Origin of the sequence: Spirillospora sp. CA-108201, assembly GCF_050936235.1 — a bacterium.
Lineage (GTDB): Bacteria > Actinomycetota > Actinomycetes > Streptosporangiales > Streptosporangiaceae > Spirillospora.
Window position 1 is genome coordinate 1,418,131 of the sequence record NZ_JBNJNE010000001.1, and the last position, 20,569, is coordinate 1,438,699.

Sequence of the window (20,569 nt, forward strand, 5' to 3'; positions counted from 1 at the left end):
GATGGACGTCGCCGACGCGCCGATGCGTGGTTGTACTGGCGCCCTGGACAACCCGCGCCAGACCGACGCCCTGGGGAAGCGCGCCAGGCTTCTGCGGAGGAAGCGGTCCGCGATGAAGAGGACCGGACGCCCGCCCACCAACCGAACCTCTGCTCGCCCTGGTCGGCGGGAGCGGTCGGCCGCGGGGCGGCGCGCGTCGTCCCGTTCGCCCGCCGCCCGAAGCAACGCCGGGGTTTTGATCGTCGCCGAGCCGGTTGTTAGGCGGGGGGCGGATCCTCGGAGTATTAGCGGTCTGGTGGCGGGGCGCAGGAACCGCGCTGGACGAGTTGGGCGCCGACGCGGTAGGTGCGGCCGTTCCGGGCGGGGGGGACTTTGCCGCGGCCGCGTTCCAGTTGCTGGAGGAGCAGGTCCATGGCGAGTTCGCCCAGTTCCCGGGCGCCGTTGTCGACGACCGTGACGGGCGGGTGCCACCAGCGGAGCCAGCTGATGTCCTCGTAGCAGACCAGGGAGAGGTCGTCGGGGACGCGGACGCCTGCGGCCACGAGGGCGGGCAGGACGCCGAAGACGGCCTCGTGGTTGGCCGCGAGGAGGGCGGTCATCTCCGGGGCGCGGCGCAGCAGCCGGTCGGTCGCGTCGGAGCCGAAGGCCGGTTCGAACGGGCCGCGCTCGACCAGCCGCTCGTCCACCTGGAGGCCGCGCTCGCGCAGGGCCTGCTCGTATCCCGCGAACCGCTCCTGGCCGGAGTTCGTGTCGGGCGGTCCGCCGATGTAGGCGATGTGGCGGTGGCCGAGGTCCAGCAGGTGCCGGGTCGCCTCGTGGGCGCCGTCGCGGTCGGCCGCGAGGACGGTCGGGGAGGCGCTCTCGGCCGCGCCGCGGATGAGGTTGACCACGGCGGTGCCGCCCGCCAGCAGGGCGTTGGAGGCGGCGGCGTTGGAACCGGTGCCGATCAGGATCAGGCCGTCCACGCCGTGCTCGCCTAGCGTCCTGAGGATGGTCTCCTCGCGGCGCGGGTCGGCGTCGGTGATGTAGAGCATCATCTGGTAGTCCTCGGCCGCGGCGCGGCGCTGGACGACCTCGGCGACGGTGTGGAACGAGGCGTTCACCAGGTTGCCGACGACGAGCCCGATCAGGTGCGACTGCCGGGACCGCAGCGAGCTGGCCGCGCGGTTCGGCCGGTAGCCGAGGCGCCGGGCGGCGTCCTCGACGAGGGCGCGCGTCTCGGCGGCGATCAGGGACGAGCCGCTCAGCGCCCGGGAGGCGGTGCTGCGCGAGACGCCCGCGGCGGCGGCCACGTCCTTCAGGGTGACGCTCATCGTGCTCCGTCTCTGCAATCGATCCCACTGGCGTGCTCATCATGCCACAGGAGTGTGGGCGAGGGTGGGGCAACAAAAAGCTTGAAGACGACTCTTGACACCCGAGTTACCTCTGCCGCAACCTTATGCAACCGATCCCAGCGGGATGAGCTCTACAGACTCGGGGAAAGATCTTGGATCGCGACGACGTCTCATGGCACGGCTACTGGCCGGCGGCGCCCACGCCGTTCACCGCGGATGGCGCGCTGGACGAGGACGCCTGGCGCGCGCTGCTGCGGCTGTACGTGCGGCAGGGCGTGCACGGCGTGCTGGTCAACGGCAGCACCGGCGAGTGGTTCAGCCAGAGCCCCGCCGAGCGCCGGCGGGTCGCCGAGATCGCCGTCGCCGAGATCGCCGGCCGGGTTCCCGTGGTCGTCGGCGTCACCGCGTACACCCCGGCCGAGGCGATCGGGCTGGCCAGGCACGCCGCCGACGCGGGGGCCGACGGCGTGCTCGCCACCCCGCCGCCCTACGTCCACCCCGGCCCGGAGGAGCTCCTCGCGTTCTTCGCCGAGGTCAGCGCGGCCACGGACCTGCCGTTCATGGTCTACAACTGGCCGCGCGGCGTCGCCGTCGACATGGGCGACCACCCGGACCTGGTCCGGCGGCTGGCCGACCTGCCCCGGGTCGCCGCGATCAAGGACAGCACCGGGGACTGGCTCCGGATGCTCGCGACGGTCGAGGCGGTCGCCGACCGCGTCCGCGTCTTCGGCAGCTTCCTGCACCGCCGCGGCCTGGCCGTCCTGCTGGAACTCGGCGGCGACGGCAACATCGACGGCGGCGGGCTCGGCGCCCCGTTCGCCGTCCCCTACTACGAGGCCGTCGCCCGCCGCGACGGCGCCGCCGCCCGCACCTGGGCCGACCGCTACACCGGCCTGTCGGGAAGGCTCATCCGCCCCGACTACAGCGGCGTGTTCGGCTCGCCGATCGCCCAGCTCAAGGGGGCCATGTCCCTGCTCGGGCAGCCGGGCGGGCACGTCCGCCCCCCGCTGCGGCCGGTCACCGGCGCCGCGCTGGAGGCGATCGGCGCGGTCCTGGAGGAGTCCGGCCTGGCGGACGCCCTCGCGCCGGAGCGGGACGCGGCCGGGGCGCGGCCATGAGCACCGGCACCCGGATCACCATCGACGGGGAACCCGTGGACGCCGCCGCGGGCACCTCCCTGACCGCCGTGTTCGTGGCCGACGGGCGCTGGCGGCTGCGCGACAACCCCGTCAGCGGGGAGCCGCGCGGGCCGTTCTGCGGGATGGGCGTGTGCTTCGAGTGCGAGGTCACCGTCGACGGGCGGCCCGGCGTGCGGGCGTGCCTGACCAGGGTCCTGCCCGGCATGGCCGTCGAGACGGGGGCGCCGTGACGGCCGCCGCGTGCGACGTGCTGATCGTGGGCGGTGGCCCGGCCGGGCTGTCGGCCGCGGCGAGGCTGGCCGCCGCCGGGCTCGCCGTGACCCTCGTCGACGAGCAGCCCGAGCTCGGCGGCCAGTACTACCGCCGCCCGTCGCCCACCGTGCTGCGCGAGCACGGCGACCACCGCCCGGAGGGCGCCCGGCTCATCGCCCGCGTCCGCGACCTCGGCGTCGACTGCCGGACGGGCCACCTGGTCTGGGGCGTCGACGACGACAGGCGGACCCTCCTCGGCACCGGCCCGGACGGGACCGCGGTCCGGCTGCGCGGACGCCACGTGATCGTGGCCACCGGCGCCTACGAGCGGACCCACCCGTTCCCCGGCTGGCAGCTCCCCGGCGTCACGACGCCCGGCTTCGCCCAGCACCTGGCCGCCGCCGATGGCATCCCGCCGGGCCGGCGGGTGCTGGTCGCCGGGTCGGGCCCCTTCCTGCTGCCCGTCGCGTGCTCCCTGCTCGCCGCCGGCGCCGACGTGGTCGGCGTCGCGGAGGCCGGGCACCCCTACCGGCCGTCGCTGCGGGCGGCCACGGCGCTGCGGCATCCCGCCCGGCTCCGCGAACTGGCGGGATACGCGGCGCGGCTGGCTCGCGCGCGCGTTCCGCTCTGGCAGGGGCGCGTCGTGAGCAGGGCGTCCGGGGCCGACCGCGTCTCGTCGGCCACGCTCGCCGCCACCGCTGATCCGGAACGGCCGCTGCGGACCGTGGACGTCGACGCCCTCTGCGTCGGGTACGGGTTCCGGCCGCAGACCGACCTTGCCCGCCTGCTCGGCTGCGAGATCCGCGCCGACGCGGTGACCGGCGACGCCGAACCCGTCACCGACGCCTTCGGCCGCACGAGCCGGCCCGGCGTGTACGTGGCCGGTGAGGCGGCCGGCGTCGGCGGCGTCCACCGTGCCCTGGTCCGCGGCGCGACGGTCGCCGCGCACATCCTCCTCCGGGAAGGGAGCCCCGCCGCCCCCGGCCGCCGGGAGATCGCCCGGCTCGCCGCGCGGGGCCGCGCCCTCACCCTGTTCACCGCGCTCAGCGACGCCCTGTACCCGAGCCCGGCCGAGCTGCGGAGGGCGCTGGCGGCCACCCTGGACGACGACACGATCGTGTGCCGCTGCGAAGCGGTCACCGCCGCCGCCGTGCGCTCCGCCGCCGCCGAGCGGGCGGGCGGCGACCTGAACGCCGCCAAGTCCTGGTCGCGCGCCGGGATGGGCCCCTGCCAGGGCCGCTTCTGCGGGTTCGCCGTCGCCGGCCTCGTCCGCGACGCCGCCGGCGCCGCGGGACGGTGCGGTGTCCCGGTCTTCCCGGCACGCCAGCCCGTCCGCCCCGTGCCCGTCGAGACGCTGCTCGCGCTCGGCGAGCAGGACGGGGGCGACGGATGAGCGCGCTGACCGCCGACGTGGTCGTGATCGGCGCCGGGGTGCTGGGCGGCGCGGCCGCCTTCCACCTCGCCCGCGGCGGGCACCGGGTGATCGTCCTGGACCGCGGCGCTCCGGGCCGGGAGGGATCGGGCACGACAGCGGGTAACCTGCACGTCCAGGCCGTCCACACCCGGCGGCCCGGGCAGGAGGTCCCGCTCGACAGCGCCCGGTTCCTGCCCCTCCAACGCGCCGCGAGCGACCGGTGGAACTCGGTCGAGGCGGAGCTGGAGACCTCGGTGGAACTGCGCCGCAGCGGCGGTTTCACCATCGCCGAGACGCCCGCGCAGCGTGCCGAGCTGATCGCCAAGCACGCGTGGGAGGAACGGGCCGGGATCCGCACCGAGGTCCTGGACGGCGGCGGGGCCCGCGCCGCGCTGCCGCTGCTCGGCCCCACCGTCACCGCGGCCACCTGGTGCCCGCTGGACGGGTACGCCAACCCGCTGCTGACCACCCCCGCCTACCTGGCGGCGGCGGTGCGGCACGGAGCCCGGCTGCACCCGTTCTGCCCGGTCCGCGCCGTGGAACGTTCCGGATCGGGCTGGCGGGTCACCGCCGGGGACCTCACCGTCGAGGCCCCGCACGTGGTCGACGTGGCCGGGCCCTGGCTCGGGGAGATCGCCGCGCTGGCGGGGATCGGCCTGCGGATGACGCCCGTCGCCATCCAGATGCACGTGACCGTCCGGCTCCCCGAGACGCTGCGGCACCTCGTCCAGCACATCGGCGAGGGCCTGTCGGTCAAGCAGGTCGCCGCGGGGAACCTGCTGATCGGAGGCGGCTGGCCCGCCCTGCGGCTGGACCCGGACGGCCGGAGCCCGGTCAGCGTGTCCAGCGTCCTCGGCAACGTCGCCCAGGCCGCCCGCGTCCTGCCGTTCGTGCGCGACCTGCGGCTGCTGCGGACATGGGCCGGCCCCCTGGCAGCCACCCCCGACGAGATGCCGGTGATCGGGGAGGTGCCGGGCGCGCCCGGCTTCCTGGTCGCCGGCGGAACCTACGCCTTCACCTTCGCCCCGCTGTGGGGCGAGACCCTGCGCTGCCTGGTCGAGGGGAAGCCGACCCCGGTCGACGTCCGCGACCTCGGGCCGGACCGGCTCCTGGAGCCGGCCGCGCCCTATGAGCAGGCGCGATGAGACGAGCAGGCCCGATGAGAGAGGAGACAGCGGTGCCGACAACGACCACCGCGCGGCGGCCCGCGCCGCGGGAGGGGACCCTCTGGCTGACCGGCGGGCACGTCGTCGACGTGCTCGGCGGGACGATCCGCCGGGGCGCCAACGTCGCGGTCGCGGCGGGCCGGATCGAGAAGATCACCACCGAGGAGCCGGAACCGGGCGCGCAGCGCGTCGATCTCGGCGGCCGGTACCTGCTGCCCGGACTGATCTCGGTGCACACGCACCTGTCGGTCGTGTACCCGTTCTCCGCCACCGACGAGGCGGAGAACCCCGGCCTCACCGCGATGCGCGCCCTGTCGCGGGCGCAGGACGCGCTCCACGCGGGCGTCACGTCGATCCGCTGCGTCCACGAGCAGAACCGCGCCGACCTGCTCGTCCGCACCGGCGTCGAGCAGGGCTGGGTGGACGCGCCCCGCATCATCGGCGCCGGCCGCGCCGTCTCCACCACCGGCGGCCACGGTCACGGCTCCGCCTGCTCCTACGCCGACGGCCACGACGGCTTCCTGCGCGCGGCGCGCACCGAACTGGCCGCGGGCGCGGACCTGATCAAGGTGTTCATCACCGGCGGGATCGCGCACGAGGGCGAGTCGTTCACCGGCGCCCAGATGACGCTGGAGGAGATGCGCGGGGTCGTGCGGGCCGCCGAGGAGCACGGCACCTACGTCACCGCGCACGCGGGATCGGGGTCGGCGATCCGGGAGGCGCTCGCCGCCGGGGTCCGCGGCTACGAGCACGCCTACGAACTCGACGACGCGACCGCGAAGGAGATGGCCGAGCGGCGCGTCTTCCTCACCCCCACCCTGTGCGTCACCCGCTGCCCCGACTGGATGGCCGAGCACTCCTTCAGCGAGTGGCAGATCCAGCGGGCCCTGGAGGTCGGCCCCGGCCACCTCGCCAGCATCCGCCGGGCGATCGCGGCCGGCATCGCCGACCCGCGTGACCCGAGCGCGCCCGGGATCACCATGCTCGCCGGCACCGACTACCCGCCGGGCGAGCCCATCGAGGGCACCGTCGTCGCCGTCCGGGAGATGGAGTTCCTCACCGAGGCCGGGCTCAGCCCCGAGCAGGCGCTGCGCGCCGGCACCAGCGACGCCGCCCGGCTCGTCGGCCTGCACGGGAAGGCCGGGGCCGTCGAGGAGGGCCTGCTCGCCGACCTGATCGTCACCGACCGGGACCCGCTGTCGGACCTGTCCGCGCTGCGCCGCATCCCCTTCGTCATGCAGGGCGGACGCGTCGTCCGCGACGACCTGCCCGCCGCGCCGGCCGGACGGGCCGCCGCCGACGCCCCCGGAGGCACCCTGTGACGTCCTCGCCCCGCACCCGGCTCGCGGTCGACATCGGCGGCACGTTCGTCGACGCCATCGCCTACGACGAGGCGACCGGCGAGCTGCGGCTGCACAAGGCCCCGACCACCCCGGACGCCCCCGCGCGGGGCGTGCTGGACGCCGTCGGCGGGCTCGCCGGGCGGCTGGACGACGTCGAGGCGTTCGTGCACGGCACCACGCTCGGGCTCAACGCCATCCTGCAGCGCCGCGGCGCCGACGTCGGGATCATCACCAACGCCGGGTTCCGGGACCTGCTGGAGATCGCCCGCGCCAACGTGCCGGGCCAGCACATGTACGACTTCGCCTACGCCCCGCCGCCGCCGCTCGTCCCGCGCCGGCACCGCACGGGCGTGCCCGGCAGGATCGACGCCCAGGGCGCCGAGGTGGAGCCGCTCGACGAGGACGCCGTCCGCGAGGCGGGCCGGATCCTGGTCGAGGAGCACGGGCTGCGCTCCCTCGCCGTCTGCTTCCTGCACTCCTACGCCGAGCCCGCGCACGAGCGGCGCGCCGCGCAGATCCTGCGCGACGCGTACCCGGACGTGTCGATCTCGGTGTCCACCGACATCAGCCGGGAGTACCGGGAGTACGAGCGGACCAGCACCGCGACGCTGGACGCCTACATCCGCCCCGTCCTCAGCGACTACATCGGGGCGCTGGAGACCCGGCTCGGTGACGCCGGGCTCACCCGCCCGCTGCACATCATGCGGTCGGGCGGCGGCGCGATGACCGCCGAGCTGGCCCGCCGCGCGCCGCTGATGACGGTCCTGTCGGGCCCGGCGGGCGGCGTGGTCGGCGCCTCGTTCCTGGCCCGCGAGCTGGGCCGGGACAAGCTGATCTCCTTCGACGTCGGCGGCACCAGCGTGGACTGCTGCGTGATCGAGGACGGCTCCCCCGGCGAGGTGCACGAGGCCGCGATCGACGGCTTCCCGCTGCTCATCCCGATCTTCGACATCCGCACGGTCGGCGCGGGCGGCGGCTCCATCGCCTGGATGGACCACGGGCTGCTCAAGGTCGGGCCGCAGAGCGCCGGCGCCGTGCCCGGCCCCGTCGCCTACGGGGCCGGCGGCACCGAGCCGACCGTGACCGACGTCGCGCTGGTGCTCGGCTACCTCGACCCGGCCGCGTTCCTCGGCGGCGACATGAGCATCGACGCGGACGCCGCCCGCGCCGCCGTGGCCGGCAAGCTCGCCGGCCCGCTCGGCGTCGGGGTGACCGAGGCCGCCGCGAGCGTCCTGCGGGTCCTGCTCGCCCGGACGGTCGGCGCGCTCCGCGAGATCACGGTCGAGCGGGCCCTCGACCCCCGCGAGTTCGCGCTCCTTGCGTTCGGCGGTGCGGGCCCGCTGCTCGGCCCGATGCTGGCCCGTGAGATGGGCATCACCGAGACCGTCGTCCCGCAGGTCCCGGCGGCCTTCTCGGCGTTCGGGATGCTCATGTCGGACCTGGAGTACGAGTTCGCCACCACCGTGCTCAAGCCGCTCGGCGACGCCACCCTCGCCGAGCTGGAACCGGCCTTCGCCGACCTGGAGAACCAGGGTGAGGAGGTCCTGTCGCTCCAGGGCGTCAAGCCGGAGGACCGCACCCTCGTCCGCCGCCTGGACGTCCGCTACCACGGCCAGGAGCACACGCTGGCCATCGACCTGCGGCCCGGGGACGACGCCGCCGCGATCCTCGACCGGTTCCACGAGCTGCACCGCGCCCGCTACGGGCACGCCATGCCGGACAGCGGGCAGATCCTCACGCTGCGGGTCCGGGCGGTAGGCGTCCTGCCGAAGCCCGGCCTGCGCAGGCTCTCCGGCACCGGCACCGGCACCCCCGAACCCGCCGGGAGCCGCCCCGCCTTCGATGTCGCCACCGGCGACACCGTGCCGTTCCCCGTCTACGAGCGGCAGGCCCTCGCGCCCGGGCACGCGGTGCCGGGCCCCGCGATCGTCGAGGAGGGCACCTCCACAACGGTGATCTTCAGTGACCAGCGGCTCACCGTGGACGTCCACGGCCACCTGCTGGTGAGCAGCCCGGAGACGGCCCAGTGAGCCAGACAGGAGATGGTCCGATGAGCACGACCCAGCCCGGCGGGGAAGGGGCGGCCCCGCTGGACGGCGCGACCGTCGAGGTGATCCGCAACTACCTGGTCTCCGTCGGCGAGCAGATGCGCCGCACGCTGGTGCGCGCCGCGTTCAACCCCGTGATCTACGAGGTCCTCGACTTCGGCATCTCGATCTATGACGGGGACCTGGAGCTGATGGCCGAGGCCGCCGGGATCACCTCGTTCCTCGGCGCCAACGACCACGCGATCGTCAAGGGCGTCGAGTACGTCGGCCGGGAGAACCTCGCCCCCGGCGACGTCTACCTGCTCAACTACCCGTACTGGAGCGGCGCGCACTCCTACGACGCGATGCTGTTCGCGCCGGTGTTCCGGGAGGGTCGCGGCGAGCCGTCCGCCTACCTCGCCGTCCGCGCCCACTGGATGGACCTCGGCGCGAAGGCCCCGGGCTACGTCCTCGACTCCACCGACATGCACCAGGAAGGGCTGATCTTCCCCGGCACGAAGATCGTGCACCGGGGCGAGGTCGTCCGCGACATCGTCGAGCTCATCCGCTTCAACTCGCGGCTGCCCGACCTCACCGTCGGCGACTTCCACGCCCAACTCGCCGCCCTGCGCACCGGGGAGAACCGGCTCGCGCAGGTGTGGGACAAGTTCGGCGGCGAGGTCGTGGACCGGGCCGTCAAGCAGATCATCGAGCACGGCGAGCGCGTCGCCCGCTCGGCGGTCGCGGCCCTGCCGGACGGCACCTGGACCGCCGCCGACTACTGCGACGACGACGGCATCACCGACGACCTGATCCGCATGGAGGTCAGGGTCACCATCGACGGCGACCGGATGGAGGTCGACTTCAACGGCTCCGACGGCGCCGTGCTCGGCCCGGTCAACCTTCCGATCGGCGCCACCGAGAGCCTCGCCAAGTCCACCTTCAAGGAGCTGACCACACCGGAAGAGCCGTCCAACGCCGGCCACTACCGGGCCCTGACCGTCAAGGCGGACCCGGGGAACTTCTTCCACGCCGTCTACCCGTCCGCGACGTTCACCCAGTGGAGCGGCATCGTCGCCTTCGAGCTGATCCACAAGGCGCTCGCGGGCGTCCTCGACACCATCCCCGCCTCCTCCGGCGGCGACGAACCCGGATTCATGGCCCTCGGCCACGACCCGCGCACCGGCGACGACTTCGTCATCAGCAACAACGAGGGCATCGGCTGGGGCGCCCGGCGGGACCGCGACGGGGCCAACGCGCAGCAGCACCCCTCGCAGAGCGTGGTCCGCAACACCCCGATCGAGGTGCTGGAGCACAAGTCGACGATCTTCCACGAGCGGCTGGAGCTGATCCCCGACTCCGGCGGCGCGGGCCGCTACCGCGGCGGTGTCGGCGTCCTGCGCGAGGTCGGCTACCTCGCCGACGGCGAGGTGCTGTCGATGAAGAAGAAGAGCAAGACGCGGCCGTGGGCCCTGCACGGCGGGCTGGAGCCCGAGCCCAGCGGGATGACGCTGTGGCCCGGGACCGACCGCGAGCGGCGGGTCGGCATGTACCGCGCCGCGATGCGGGCCGGCGACCGGTTCGTCAACCGCACCGCCGGCGGCGGCGGCCACGGGAACCCCCTGGACCGCGACCCCGCCGCGGTCGTCGCGGACGTCCTGGACGGCTACGTCACCGCCGAGGCCGCCGAGCGCGACTACGGCCTGGTCGTCGCCCCCGACGGCTCCCACACCGAGACCGCGGCCCGCGCCGAACGGCGCGGAACGCAGCCCCCCGCCGACCGGCATGACACCTGACACCGTCCGCCCGGACACGTCCACGAAGGGGAGACACCAGTGCTCCACACAACTGTCACGGCCGGTGAGCCGTCGAGGACCAGGTGGTTCCCCGGTCCGCTCCGCACCCGCGGGCGCGCCGGGCTGCGGCTGACGGCCGTCCTCGCGGCGGGGGCCCTCGCCGCCGCCGCGTGCGGCGGGTCCGGCGGCGGGACCTCCGCCCGCACCCAGACGCTGATCATCGCCGAGAACGAGCCGCCCGCGACGTTCGACCCCGTCCAGGCCGACAACTCCACGGTCGACGAGGTGGCCCGGCCCGCCTACGACACCCTCGTCAGGTATGACGCGAACAACAAGATCGTGCCGAGCGTCGCGACCGGGTGGAAGGTCTCCGGGGACGGCCGCTCCATCGACGTGACCCTGCGCGGGGACGTCACCTTCCACGACGGCGCGCAGCTCACCGCGGCGGACGTGAGGTACAGCCTGGACCGGATCAAGAAGCTGAAGGTGGGCGTCGCGTCGCTGGTCACCCCCTACGAGTCCACCGAGGTCGTCGACGACACCCATCTGACGATCAAGATGGCCCGCCCCTACGCCCCGATGATCCCGGCGCTGACCCGCGTGTACCTGCTCAACTCCAAGCTGGTCGGCGCGCACGAGGGCGCCGACCAGGGGCAGAAGTGGCTCGCCACCGCCGACGCGGGCTCGGGCCCCTACAAGCTGACCGGCTACACCGCCAACCAGGAGGCGAAGTACACCCAGTACGCCAAGTACTGGGGCGGCTTCTCGGGGCAGGCCAAGAACGTGGTGTTCCGCTACCTGCCGCAGGCCGCGACGCAGAAGAGTTCGCTGCTTTCCGGCGACATCGACATCGCGATGGACATCGACCCCAACGACTGGAAGTCCTTCGAGGGCAACGGCGGCTACAAGGTCGACAAGGCCGACACCAACGTCCAGCTCTACGTGTTCTTCAAGATGAAGGACTCGCCGCTGTCGAACAAGGCGCTGCGCGAGGCGATCGCCTCCTCCTACCAGTACGACCAGCACATCACCTCGATCCTCAAGGGAGCCGGCAAGAAGGCGGTGGGCGTGCTGCCGCCCACGATGGCCTGCTTCGACTCGTCCGCCCCCCAGCCGGTGCACGACGTCGCCAAGGCGCAGGCGGCGCTGAAGTCCGCCGGGTCCTCGGGCGCCTCCCTGACGATGACCTACCTCAAGGCGACCGCCGAGATGGAACAGGCCGCCACGCTGCTCCAGTCCGACCTGGCCAAGGTCGGGATCAAGCTGAAGCTGGAGGCGATCACCTACCCCGAGCACGTGGAACGGCTGAAGAGCAACAAGACCACGCCCGACCTCGCGATGATCTACGCCTTCCCGCCCAACCCCGACCCCGACTCGGTGCTGTACCAGCTCTTCGACTCCAAGTTCATCAACAACGGGCAGAACACCGGCGGCTTCGCCAACCCGAAGGTCGACTCGCTGGTCGAGAAGGCCCAGGCCCTCACCGACGAGAACGAGCGCTGCGGCCTCTACAAGCAGGCGCAGCAGCTCATCGCGGCCGACGTCCCGTCGGTCAACATGTCCAACCCGCAGACCGTGACCGTCCTGCGCAAGGGCGTCGAGGGCTACGCCTACCAGGCGTCGCACCACCAGACCGTCGACGTCTACGGCGTCAAGGTCGGCTGACCGGCCCGTGCCGGGCCCCGGCCCCGGCCCCGACAGGGACGCCGCGGGCCCGGCGCACCCATCCATGAGATCTCCAGCGAGGGGAGGCACGGCATGGCGCGTTTCCTGCTGAGACGGCTCGTCACCAGCGTCGTCGTGCTGTTCGGCCTGGGCGTCGTCACGTTCCTGATGACCCAGGTGCTGCCCGGCGACCCCGCGCGCGCCGCGGCCGGCCGCAACGCCACCGCCGAGCAGGTCGCCGCGGTGTCCGCGCGGCTCGGGCTCGACCGGCCGATCTGGGAGCAGTTCCCGCGCTACCTCGGGAACCTCCTGCGCGGCGACCTCGGCACGTCGGTGTTCACCCAGCGCCCCGTCCTGGACGACATCGCCGGCGCCCTGCCGTCGTCGATCGAGCTCGTCCTCGCCGCGATGCTGATCAACGTGGCGGTCGCGGTCCCGCTCGGCGTCTACGCCGCCCACCGCCGGGGGCGCGCCGCCGACATCGCGGCCCGCCTGATCGTGCTGTTCGGCGCGGGCGTCCCGGTGTTCTGGCTGGGGCTGATGCTCCAGCTCGTGTTCGCCGACCGGCTCGGCGTGCTGCCGCTGACCGGGCAGCTCGGCTTCGGCCGCGAGGTGCCCGAGCTCACCGGCATGACCTCGCTGGACGCGCTCCTCGCCGGGGACCCGGCCGCGTTCGGCGACGCCGCGTCCCACCTGCTGCTGCCCGCCGTCACCCTCGCGGCCGCGTTCGTCGCGGTGGTCGCCCGCACCGTCCGCTCCTCCATGATCAGCGTGCTGGACTCGGACTACATCACGCTGGCCCGCGCGACGGGGGCGTCGGAACGCCGGGTGGTGGTGCGGCACGGCCTGCGCAACGCGCTCGTCCCGGTCAGCACCATCCTCGGCATGCAGCTCGGCTGGATGCTCGGCTCCACGGTGCTGGTCGAGTCGGTGTTCGGGCGCAAGGGGATCGGCGCCTACGCGGTCAACGCCGTCCTGCAGAACGACCTGTACGCGGTGATCGGCAGCGTGCTCGTGATCGGAGTGGTGTTCGTGCTGGCCAACATCGTCGTCGACCTCGTCCAGCTGTGGCTCAATCCCCGCCTGCGCCAACCCCCGCGCGCACGCCCGGCGGCCGCCCCCGGCGGGGAGCCCCTGGACAAGGGCGTCATGGAAGGGGCGGCATCGTGAAGGCGGCCGTCGCCCCCGTGACGAAGCGGGACCCCGCGGCAGGACGCGGCAGGCCCGTGCTGCGGCGCCGGCGCGGACGGTCGGGACGCGTGTCCATCGTGGACCGGGCCGCGCTCGCGGTCGCGGGGCTGATGGTCCTGGTCGCGGTCGTCGGCCCCTTCCTGGCGCCCCACGACCCCTACGCGGTGGACCTCGGGCAGGCGCTGCACGCCCCCTCGGGCGCGCACTGGTTCGGCACCGACGCCAACGGCCGCGACGTCTTCAGCCGCGTCCTGTACGGCGCGCGTGTGTCGCTGCTCGCCACCGTCACCGTGATCGCCGTCGCCACGCTGATCGGCACCCTGATCGGCACGCTCGCCGCGCTCGGCGGGCGGGTCGTCGACGAGATCCTGATGCGGATCTGCGACATCGGCCTGTCCCTCCCGGCGATCATCCTGGCGCTCGGGCTGGCCGCCGCGCTCGGCCCCGGCCTGCGCTCCGCCGTGATCGCCCTCTGCCTCACCTGGTGGCCCGGGTACGCCCGGCTCGTTCGCACCCTGGTCCGCGACGTCCGGGACGCCGAATACGTCGAGGCGGCCCGCACGCTCGGCGTCTCCACGCCGCGCCTGGTGTTCCGGCACGTCCTGCCGAACTCCCTCGACACCCTCTACGTGCAGACGACGCTGGACGTGTCGGCGGTCATGCTCGTCATCTCCGGCCTGTCGTTCGTCGGGGTCGGCGCGCAGGTCCCCTCGGCCGAGTGGGGCGCGATGATCGCCGGAGCCGCCGGGAACCTCACCAACGGCTGGTGGGCCGTCGCCCTTCCCGGCCTGGCGATCATGCTGACGGCGATCTCCTTCAACCTCGTGGGCGACTGGCTCCGCGTCCGCAACGACCCGACGCTCCGCGGGAGGCGGCCATGAAGCCACTGCTGGCACTGCGGGACCTGCGCGCCGCCTTCCCCGGGCCGGACGGGCCCGTCGAGGTCCTGCGCGGAGTGGACCTGGACATCGCGGCCGGCGAGAAGGTCGCGCTGGTCGGCGAGTCCGGCTCCGGCAAGTCGGTCACGGCGCGGGCCGTCCTGCGGCTGGACCGCGACGCCGACCTCACCGGCCGCGCCACCCTGGACGGCGCCGACCTGCTCGCGCTGTCCGAACGCGAGATGCGCGCCGTCCGCGGCGCCCGGATCGGGCTGGTCTTCCAGGACCCGCTCGCCTCCCTCAACCCGGTGATGACGATCGGCTGGCAGATCATGCAGCCGCTCCTCATCCGCGGCGTGCGCAGGAAGGAGGCCCGGCGGCGCGGCGTCGACCTGCTCGGCCGGCTCGGCGTCCGCGACGCCGACCGCCGCTTCGACGACTACCCGCACCAGTTCTCCGGCGGCATGCGCCAGCGCGTCGTCATCGCCATCGCGATGATCGCCGAACCGGCGCTGCTCATCGCCGACGAGCCCACGACCGCGCTCGACGTCCGGGTGCAGGCGCAGGTCCTGACCCTGCTGCGGGAACTGGCCGACGAACGCTCCATGGCCGTGCTGCTCATCACCCACGATCTCGGGATCGTCGCCGGGTTCGCCGACCGCGTCGTGGTCATGCGGCACGGCGCGCCCGTCGAGGAGGGCCCGGTCGAGAAGATCTACGCCGACCCCGAGAACCCCTACACGCGGGGGCTGCTGGCCTCGGTGCCGCGCATCGACGACGACCCGTCCCGCCGGCTCAGCACCGTCGACGACGTCCCGGCGGCCCTGGAAGGAGGTGCCCGATGACCGCCCTCAGCGTACGGAACCTGGTGAAGAGCTACGGCGGACGCCGGGTGGTGAAGGACGTCTCGTTCGACCTCGCGCCCGGCGAGGTGCTCGGCCTCGTCGGGGAGTCGGGCTCCGGCAAGTCGACGGTGGCCCGCTGTGTCGCCCGGCTGACCAGGCCGGACTCCGGGCAGGTCCTGCTCGGCGGCCGCGACGTGCTCGGCGCGTCCCACCGGGAGCTGCGCGCGCTCCGCCGGGACGTCCAGATGGTCTTCCAGGACCCCTACTCGTCCCTCAACCCGCGGATGACCGCCGGCGCGCTGGTCGGCGAGGGGCTGCTCGTCCACGGCCTGGAACCGGACTCCCGCAGGCGCACCGCGAAGGCCGCCGAACTGCTGGAGACCGTCGGGCTCTCCGCGGCCGACGCGGGCCGCCATCCGCGCTCCTTCTCCGGCGGCCAGCGGCAGCGCATCGCGATCGCCCGCGCCCTCGCCGTCGAGCCGAAGGTGCTGATCTGCGACGAGGTCGTCTCCTCCCTCGACGTGTCCGTCCAGGCGCAGGTGCTCAACCTCTTCCGGGACCTGAGGGAGCGGCTCGACCTGGCGATCCTCTTCATCGCCCACGACCTCGCCGTCGTGCACTACCTGTGCGACCGCGTCGCCGTGCTCGACCAGGGCGTCCTGGTGGAGACCGGCACCCGCGAGGAGATCTACCGCAGCCCCCGGCACCCCTACACCCGTTCGCTGCTGGACGCCGTGCCCGTCCCGGACCCCGCCGCCGAACGAGCCCGCCAGACCACCTGAGGAAGGCCCCCATGGAAACCCTGCGGATGTTCGTCAACGGACAGGCCATGTCCGGCGGCTCGCTGAACGCGGCGCTGGAGGGCGCCCGCTTCCTCGGCCCCGCCGAGACCGCGCCCCGCTACCGGTTCTACTCCGTGCGCGACGAGTTCCCGGGCCTGCACCCCGTCCCGTCCGGCGGCCGCGCGGTGCCCGGCGAGCTGTACGCCGTCACCTACGAGATCCTGCGCGACCATCTGCTCCCCGGCGAGCCGCCCGAACTGGAACTCGGAGCGATCGAGCTCGCCGACGGCTCCGGCTCCCTGTGCATGCGGATGCGCGCCGAGTCCCTGACCCTGCCCGGCGTCGTGGACATCAGCGACGCCGGCGGCTGGCGCGCCCACCTGGCCGCCCGGTGAGGCCCGACGCGGTGGTCCGCGGCGGCACCGTCGTCGAGGCGGGCTGGTCGGGCCCGGCCGACGTGGTCATCGCCGGCGGCCGCGTCGCCGCGCTCGCCGCCCCCGGCACGGCGCCCCCCGCCGCGACCGTGGTCGACGCGACCGGGCGCCTCGTCATGGCCGGCGGCGTCGACCCGCACTGCCACGTCGGCTTCACCTCCGGCGACTTCACCTCGCTGGACGACTACCGCGCCTGCACCACCGCCGCCGTGCACGGCGGCACCACCACCATCGTCGACTTCGCGATCCCGCGCCCCGGCGAGAACCCCGCCGACGTCGCCTACGCCCAGCGCGCGAAGGCCGCCGAGGGCCTGTGCGACAGCGCCCTGCACGCCTGCGTCGTCCAGTGGGACGACACCGTCCCCGACCAGCTCGCCTCGCTCGTCGCGGACGGCATGCCCACCGTCAAGATGTTCACCACCTACCGCGGCGAGACCATGGCCGACGAGGACACCGTCCTGCGCACCATGAAGACGCTCGCCGCGCTCGGCGGCATGGTCGTCGTCCACTGCGAGGCCGACCACATCATCAGCGACGCCCAGCGGCGCGGCGCCGACACCGGCCGGATCGGCGCCCCCCACATGGCCGCCACCCGACCCGGCCTCGCCGAGACCGCCTCCGTCGCCGAGATCCTCGCCATCGCCGAGTCGGTCGACGCGCCCGTGTACTTCGTCCACCAGTCCACCGCCGAGGCCGTCGAACTCGTCGCCGCAGCCCGCCGCCGCGGCGTCCGCGCCTACAGCGAGACGGTCGCGCACCACCTCGTCCTGGACGACTCCGCCTACCGCGGCGACGCCCCCGAACGCTTCGTGTGCTGTCCGCCCCTGCGCTCCGCCGACCAGGTGAGGGCCCTCGGACGGCACCTGTTCACCGGCGAGGTCACCACCATCGGCAGCGACCACTGCTGCTACGACACCGCACAGAAGGAGTCGCGCCGCACCGACGTCCGCGCCATGCCCAATGGCCTCCCCGGCGTCGAGACCCGCCTACCGGTCATCTTCTCCGAGTACGTGGTCCGCCGAGGACTCCCCGCGACGCGTTTCGTCGAACTGACCGCCGCGAACCCGGCCCGCACCAACGGCCTCTACCCCCGCAAGGGCACCCTGCTGCCCGGCGCGGACGCGGACATCACCATCTGGGACCCGTCCGCCCACTGGCAGGTCACCGCCACCGCGCTCCACATGGCCACCGACTACACCCCCTACGAGGGCATGCACCTCACAGGCCGCCCGACGACGGTCATGGTCAGAGGCCGGATCGTCATCGACAACGGCACCCTCACCGATCCGACTCCCCAAGGCCGCCACCTCAAGGCCACCCTCGCGTGACGGGATCGAGCAGAACAGGGCACCGCCTCCACCGAGGCGATCCTGCGCCGGTTCACCGAGTCCGCCTCGCACCCGGTCTACCAGGCCATGCTGGAGGGCGGCCGCGCGCAGAAGACCATCTTCGTCGCCCGCTATCTGCGCCTACGCGAACTCCAGCGGGAGATCCAGGAAGGGCCCAACGTGGTGGAGCCCTCCAACGGCGCCAACAGCGTCGGACGTCCTCGCCGACCCCGAATGGTCCAAAATACTCAAGCCCGCCGGCCACCGGGGGCTGACGCCGCCCGAGCCGACCGGCAACGCGCGCGATGCGCTCCTTGAGGATAGGACCGAGATCGGCTCCGACCTTCGTGACGAGCGGCGCCCCGGACGGAGGCGCCGGGGGCGCCTGCCGTTCGGCATGCGTCCCGCTCGTCGGCAAGGTGGTCAGGACGAGATGGCGACCAGTGTGTTGCTTACCCCGTGTAGCCGGGAAGGACCTCGTCGGCCGCCGCCGAGTCGTCGATCAGGTAAGGCGATCGAGGTGGCGTGACATCACGGCGGTCATGAGCTCAGGGCCGTACAGATCGGGGCGGGTGGAGGCGTGGACGGCGAGCCCGTCGAGCAATGCGTGCAGCCTCTCGGTCTCCAGATCGACATCCTCGCGGGCGGCCCCCGGGCCGAGAAGGTCTTCGACTAGCCGCAGACAGCCCGCCCGGAGCCGGGTGCGACCCCGTTCGCGCAGAGCGCGCAGATCCGGGTCCACCAGTGCGCGGGAGGTGAAGGCGAGCCAGACCTCGTTCTCCGCCCGGCGTTCGGCGTCCATCGGCAGCAGTTCGGCCAGCACCAGCTCGGCGCGCCGGCGGGGGTCGGCCTGCGGGTCGAGCGCGGCGATGCGGCTCTCGATCCGCTCGACCACCATGCCGAGCGCGAAGGCGAGCAGCTCGTCCTGGGTGCCGAAGTAGTGCCGCAACGACCCCATCGACAGGCCGGCCTCGCGCGCCACGTTCCGCACCGACGCCCGCTCCAGCCCGTCCCGCAATATCACCCGCCAGACGGCCTCGGCCAGCTCGCGCCGCCGCTCCACAGGGTCTACGACTCTCGGCATGCACCTTTTATAGCACAGCCGTGTTACTATCTGACTCTTACTAGCACAGTCGTACTATTACCACTCGGTGGAGGAAGCCATGCCGGTGACACGGCGCCCATCGCCCCGGAACGCCCGCCGCCCCGTCGCGCGGCCCATGCGCGAACGCGCCGTCCAGCTCACCCTCCTCGGCTGGCTGCTCGCCAACGCCGTCGTCCTCGCGATAGGCGGCCGCACCCTCCCGTTCGACTGGCCGGGCACGGCCGTCGCCGGACAACTCGTCGAGTTCGCCGCGCGGGCGTTGGAGGCTCTGCTGATCATCGCGCTGGCGTACGCGCTGACCCGTCGCCGCGTCGTCCCCGACGTCGCCGAGCGCGCCCCGGCCGAGCGCGCGCGAGCGATGCGCGAGACGCTCCTCCTGCTGGCCTACGGCGCGGCCGGACTCCTCGGCGGCTACTTCCTGGCCCGCGCGTTCGGCTGGCACCCCTTCGGGTTCCACCTCGCCGGATCGGTCGTCGGAACGCACGAGCACGTGACACCGGCCGAGGCCGTCACCTGGGCCTGCTACAACCTGTTGATCTACGCGACCGTGCCCCTTGTGTACTTCCGCCGCCGCTACTCCGCCACGGCCCTGAACCTGACCTCCACCGACCGGCGCGCGGACGCAAAACTGATCGGCATTGTGCTCCTGGTTGAGTCGGCGGTGCAGTTCGCCGCCCTGCGACCGGCAATCGTCGATATGACCGGCTCGCAGTTGCTGTTCGGCGTGCCACTCGCATTCGTGCTCTTCTTCGCGGGAGCGGTGTTGCCGGCGATGGTCTTCATCTACTGCGTCTTGGTGCCGCGTTTCATGCGCCTGACCGGCTCGGTCGCGACGACCACCGTCCTGGGCGGGCTCACCTACGCGGCAATGCATTTCTGGGACGCCTGGATGGTCTTCTCCTCACCCCGCGACGCGTTTCTCTCCCTCATCTTCCTGCTTCTGCTGTACGTTCCACCGGGAATGGTGAAGACGACCCTGACCCTCCGCACCGGAAATGCCTGGGTCCATGTCTGGGCCTACCACGCACTGGTGCCGCACACCCTCGTCGACACCCCGCACATCACCCACGTCTTCGGAATCAAGTGATCCGAGGACGTGCAGGTGTCAGGAACGCGGCGACGAACTCGTCAGCCTCTTTCTCGATGGCCGTGCCGTGCTCGCCAGAGTCGGTGTGCAGGGGGCAGGTGCCCGATCTCGTCCGCGATCGAGAGCCGGTGGCCGAACACGTTCTCGCTGCGACGCCGCGTCGTGACGATGATGGGACGGTCCACGGTCACGACCGACAAGGCGTCGAGTGCGTCGATCTCGCCGAGCGGGCGCACCGCGACCACGATGCCGCGAGACTCCGCCGTGGCGACAAGGTGCTTGACCGGTCCGGCGGGAAGGTCCCCGTGCCCCCTCAAGATCGCGGCGGCATCGCAGGGTCTGGTCCCATGTTCCAGCGCGAGGAGATCGGGTTCCCGAAGTTTGACGTATCTCTCGAGCGCGAACGTAAGCTCCCACGGGTTGCCGCGACCAGCGCCTTCTGTCGTTTGCTCACTCTCACCGACCACAAGCTCCGGAAATGCGCGTTCACGGTTTCGATGCGCGCGCGTCGGCGAACCTGGGTGCTGCAGGTTCGTCCACCAGGCTCCCCGCACTGGCCCGGCTCGCATCCGGGGATCCACGGGCTGAGCGCGGCCGGTGTGGTGGCCTGCAGTTCCGCCCGGCGTGCCCGGCTGATCCAGGCCATCGCGCGCCTCCGGAGAGCCGATCGCCCTCGGTGTCACACGGTTGCCCCTTCGAAGGAGCGCCTCGCTGCGGGCATGCGGTCTGCTTGTGTGGCGGTTACGGGACGGGGAGAACGACAACCTCCCGACCGGTTGCTGG

The 20,569-nt window shown here is 73.2% G+C and carries 18 protein-coding genes and 1 pseudogene; 16 read left to right on the forward strand and 3 right to left on the reverse strand.

Annotated elements, in window-relative coordinates:
• Positions 1-284: 284 nt before the first annotated feature.
• On the reverse strand, positions 285-1,313 hold the full coding sequence (locus ACQEU6_RS06865; protein ID WP_499329800.1) for a LacI family DNA-binding transcriptional regulator: 1,029 nt from the start codon (positions 1,311-1,313) through the stop codon (positions 285-287).
• 173 nt (positions 1,314-1,486) lie between these two features.
• Between ACQEU6_RS06865 and ACQEU6_RS06870 the strand changes: the two genes are divergently transcribed.
• From ACQEU6_RS06870 to ACQEU6_RS06940, 15 genes and pseudogenes are all read left to right on the forward strand, one after another.
• Positions 1,487-2,452: a dihydrodipicolinate synthase family protein gene (locus tag ACQEU6_RS06870; RefSeq protein WP_499329804.1), complete on the forward strand. Its 966-nt coding sequence runs from the start codon at positions 1,487-1,489 to the stop codon at positions 2,450-2,452.
• Positions 2,449-2,703 carry a (2Fe-2S)-binding protein gene (locus ACQEU6_RS06875; protein ID WP_499329807.1) on the forward strand — a complete coding sequence of 85 codons (255 nt, stop codon included), beginning with the start codon at positions 2,449-2,451 and terminating at the stop codon, positions 2,701-2,703. Before ACQEU6_RS06870 ends, ACQEU6_RS06875 begins: the two co-directional genes overlap by 4 nt.
• A complete protein-coding gene (locus ACQEU6_RS06880) occupies positions 2,700-4,118 on the forward strand; it encodes an FAD-dependent oxidoreductase (protein ID WP_499329810.1) in 1,419 nt (472 codons plus the stop codon). The genes ACQEU6_RS06875 and ACQEU6_RS06880 overlap by 4 nt, the downstream gene beginning before the upstream one ends.
• Positions 4,115-5,284 carry an NAD(P)/FAD-dependent oxidoreductase gene (locus ACQEU6_RS06885; protein WP_499329812.1) on the forward strand — a complete coding sequence of 390 codons (1,170 nt, stop codon included), beginning with the start codon at positions 4,115-4,117 and terminating at the stop codon, positions 5,282-5,284. Before ACQEU6_RS06880 ends, ACQEU6_RS06885 begins: the two co-directional genes overlap by 4 nt.
• A 32-nt stretch (positions 5,285-5,316) precedes the next feature.
• Positions 5,317-6,627 (forward strand): metal-dependent hydrolase family protein, encoded by a 1,311-nt coding sequence (locus ACQEU6_RS06890; RefSeq protein WP_499329816.1) that lies wholly within the window; start codon positions 5,317-5,319, stop codon positions 6,625-6,627.
• Complete coding sequence (locus ACQEU6_RS06895) at positions 6,624-8,678, forward strand: hydantoinase/oxoprolinase family protein (protein WP_499329819.1); 2,055 nt, start codon at positions 6,624-6,626, stop codon at positions 8,676-8,678. The genes ACQEU6_RS06890 and ACQEU6_RS06895 overlap by 4 nt, the downstream gene beginning before the upstream one ends.
• Before the next feature lie 20 nt (positions 8,679-8,698).
• A complete protein-coding gene (locus tag ACQEU6_RS06900; RefSeq protein ID WP_499329824.1) occupies positions 8,699-10,471 on the forward strand; it encodes a hydantoinase B/oxoprolinase family protein in 1,773 nt (590 codons plus the stop codon).
• Positions 10,472-10,510: 39 nt separating this feature from the next.
• On the forward strand, positions 10,511-12,136 hold the full coding sequence (locus ACQEU6_RS06905) for an ABC transporter substrate-binding protein (protein ID WP_499329828.1): 1,626 nt from the start codon (positions 10,511-10,513) through the stop codon (positions 12,134-12,136).
• A gap of 93 nt (positions 12,137-12,229) precedes the next feature.
• A complete protein-coding gene (locus ACQEU6_RS06910) occupies positions 12,230-13,306 on the forward strand; it encodes an ABC transporter permease (RefSeq protein ID WP_499329830.1) in 1,077 nt (358 codons plus the stop codon).
• A complete protein-coding gene (locus ACQEU6_RS06915) occupies positions 13,303-14,208 on the forward strand; it encodes an ABC transporter permease (RefSeq protein WP_499329832.1) in 906 nt (301 codons plus the stop codon). Before ACQEU6_RS06910 ends, ACQEU6_RS06915 begins: the two co-directional genes overlap by 4 nt.
• Positions 14,205-15,050, forward strand: a complete 846-nt coding sequence (locus ACQEU6_RS06920; RefSeq protein WP_499329835.1) for an ABC transporter ATP-binding protein — start codon at positions 14,205-14,207, stop codon at positions 15,048-15,050. Before ACQEU6_RS06915 ends, ACQEU6_RS06920 begins: the two co-directional genes overlap by 4 nt.
• Positions 15,047-15,832, forward strand: coding sequence for an ATP-binding cassette domain-containing protein (locus ACQEU6_RS06925; RefSeq protein WP_499329837.1), 786 nt, complete (start codon positions 15,047-15,049; stop codon positions 15,830-15,832). The genes ACQEU6_RS06920 and ACQEU6_RS06925 overlap by 4 nt, the downstream gene beginning before the upstream one ends.
• A gap of 11 nt (positions 15,833-15,843) precedes the next feature.
• Positions 15,844-16,227 (forward strand): allophanate hydrolase-related protein, encoded by a 384-nt coding sequence (locus tag ACQEU6_RS06930; RefSeq protein WP_499329839.1) that lies wholly within the window; start codon positions 15,844-15,846, stop codon positions 16,225-16,227.
• Positions 16,224-17,594 (forward strand): dihydropyrimidinase, encoded by a 1,371-nt coding sequence (gene hydA, locus ACQEU6_RS06935; RefSeq protein ID WP_499329840.1) that lies wholly within the window; start codon positions 16,224-16,226, stop codon positions 17,592-17,594. Before ACQEU6_RS06930 ends, hydA begins: the two co-directional genes overlap by 4 nt.
• Before the next feature lie 18 nt (positions 17,595-17,612).
• Positions 17,613-17,795 (forward strand): annotated as a pseudogene (locus tag ACQEU6_RS06940) (Tn3 family transposase); the annotation flags it as partial.
• A gap of 301 nt (positions 17,796-18,096) precedes the next feature.
• Here the strand turns inward: ACQEU6_RS06940 and ACQEU6_RS06945 are convergent.
• Positions 18,097-18,678: a TetR/AcrR family transcriptional regulator gene (locus tag ACQEU6_RS06945; protein ID WP_499329842.1), complete on the reverse strand. Its 582-nt coding sequence runs from the start codon at positions 18,676-18,678 to the stop codon at positions 18,097-18,099.
• Positions 18,679-18,745: 67 nt separating this feature from the next.
• On the opposite strand from ACQEU6_RS06945, the gene ACQEU6_RS06950 reads away from it, so the two are divergent.
• A complete protein-coding gene (locus ACQEU6_RS06950; protein ID WP_499329844.1) occupies positions 18,746-19,786 on the forward strand; it encodes a hypothetical protein in 1,041 nt (346 codons plus the stop codon).
• Positions 19,787-19,827: 41 nt separating this feature from the next.
• Here the strand turns inward: ACQEU6_RS06950 and ACQEU6_RS06955 are convergent, their stop codons facing one another.
• Positions 19,828-20,031: a hypothetical protein gene (locus tag ACQEU6_RS06955; RefSeq protein ID WP_499329846.1), complete on the reverse strand. Its 204-nt coding sequence runs from the start codon at positions 20,029-20,031 to the stop codon at positions 19,828-19,830.
• Positions 20,032-20,569 lie beyond the last annotated feature (538 nt).

What these genes read in the sequence shown, in the direction of transcription:
- ACQEU6_RS06865 (WP_499329800.1), bottom strand. Translation starts at nt 1,313, where the DNA reads ATGAGCGTCACCCTGAAGGACGTGGCCGCCGCCGCGGGCGTCTCGCGC.
- ACQEU6_RS06875 (WP_499329807.1), top strand. Translation starts at nt 2,449, where the DNA reads ATGAGCACCGGCACCCGGATCACCATCGACGGGGAACCCGTGGACGCC.
- ACQEU6_RS06885 (WP_499329812.1), top strand. Translation starts at nt 4,115, where the DNA reads ATGAGCGCGCTGACCGCCGACGTGGTCGTGATCGGCGCCGGGGTGCTG.
- ACQEU6_RS06900 (WP_499329824.1), top strand. Translation starts at nt 8,699, where the DNA reads ATGAGCACGACCCAGCCCGGCGGGGAAGGGGCGGCCCCGCTGGACGGC.
- ACQEU6_RS06910 (WP_499329830.1), top strand. Translation starts at nt 12,230, where the DNA reads ATGGCGCGTTTCCTGCTGAGACGGCTCGTCACCAGCGTCGTCGTGCTG.
- ACQEU6_RS06920 (WP_499329835.1), top strand. Translation starts at nt 14,205, where the DNA reads ATGAAGCCACTGCTGGCACTGCGGGACCTGCGCGCCGCCTTCCCCGGG.
- ACQEU6_RS06925 (WP_499329837.1), top strand. Translation starts at nt 15,047, where the DNA reads ATGACCGCCCTCAGCGTACGGAACCTGGTGAAGAGCTACGGCGGACGC.
- ACQEU6_RS06930 (WP_499329839.1), top strand. Translation starts at nt 15,844, where the DNA reads ATGGAAACCCTGCGGATGTTCGTCAACGGACAGGCCATGTCCGGCGGC.
- ACQEU6_RS06945 (WP_499329842.1), bottom strand. Translation starts at nt 18,678, where the DNA reads ATGCCGAGAGTCGTAGACCCTGTGGAGCGGCGGCGCGAGCTGGCCGAG.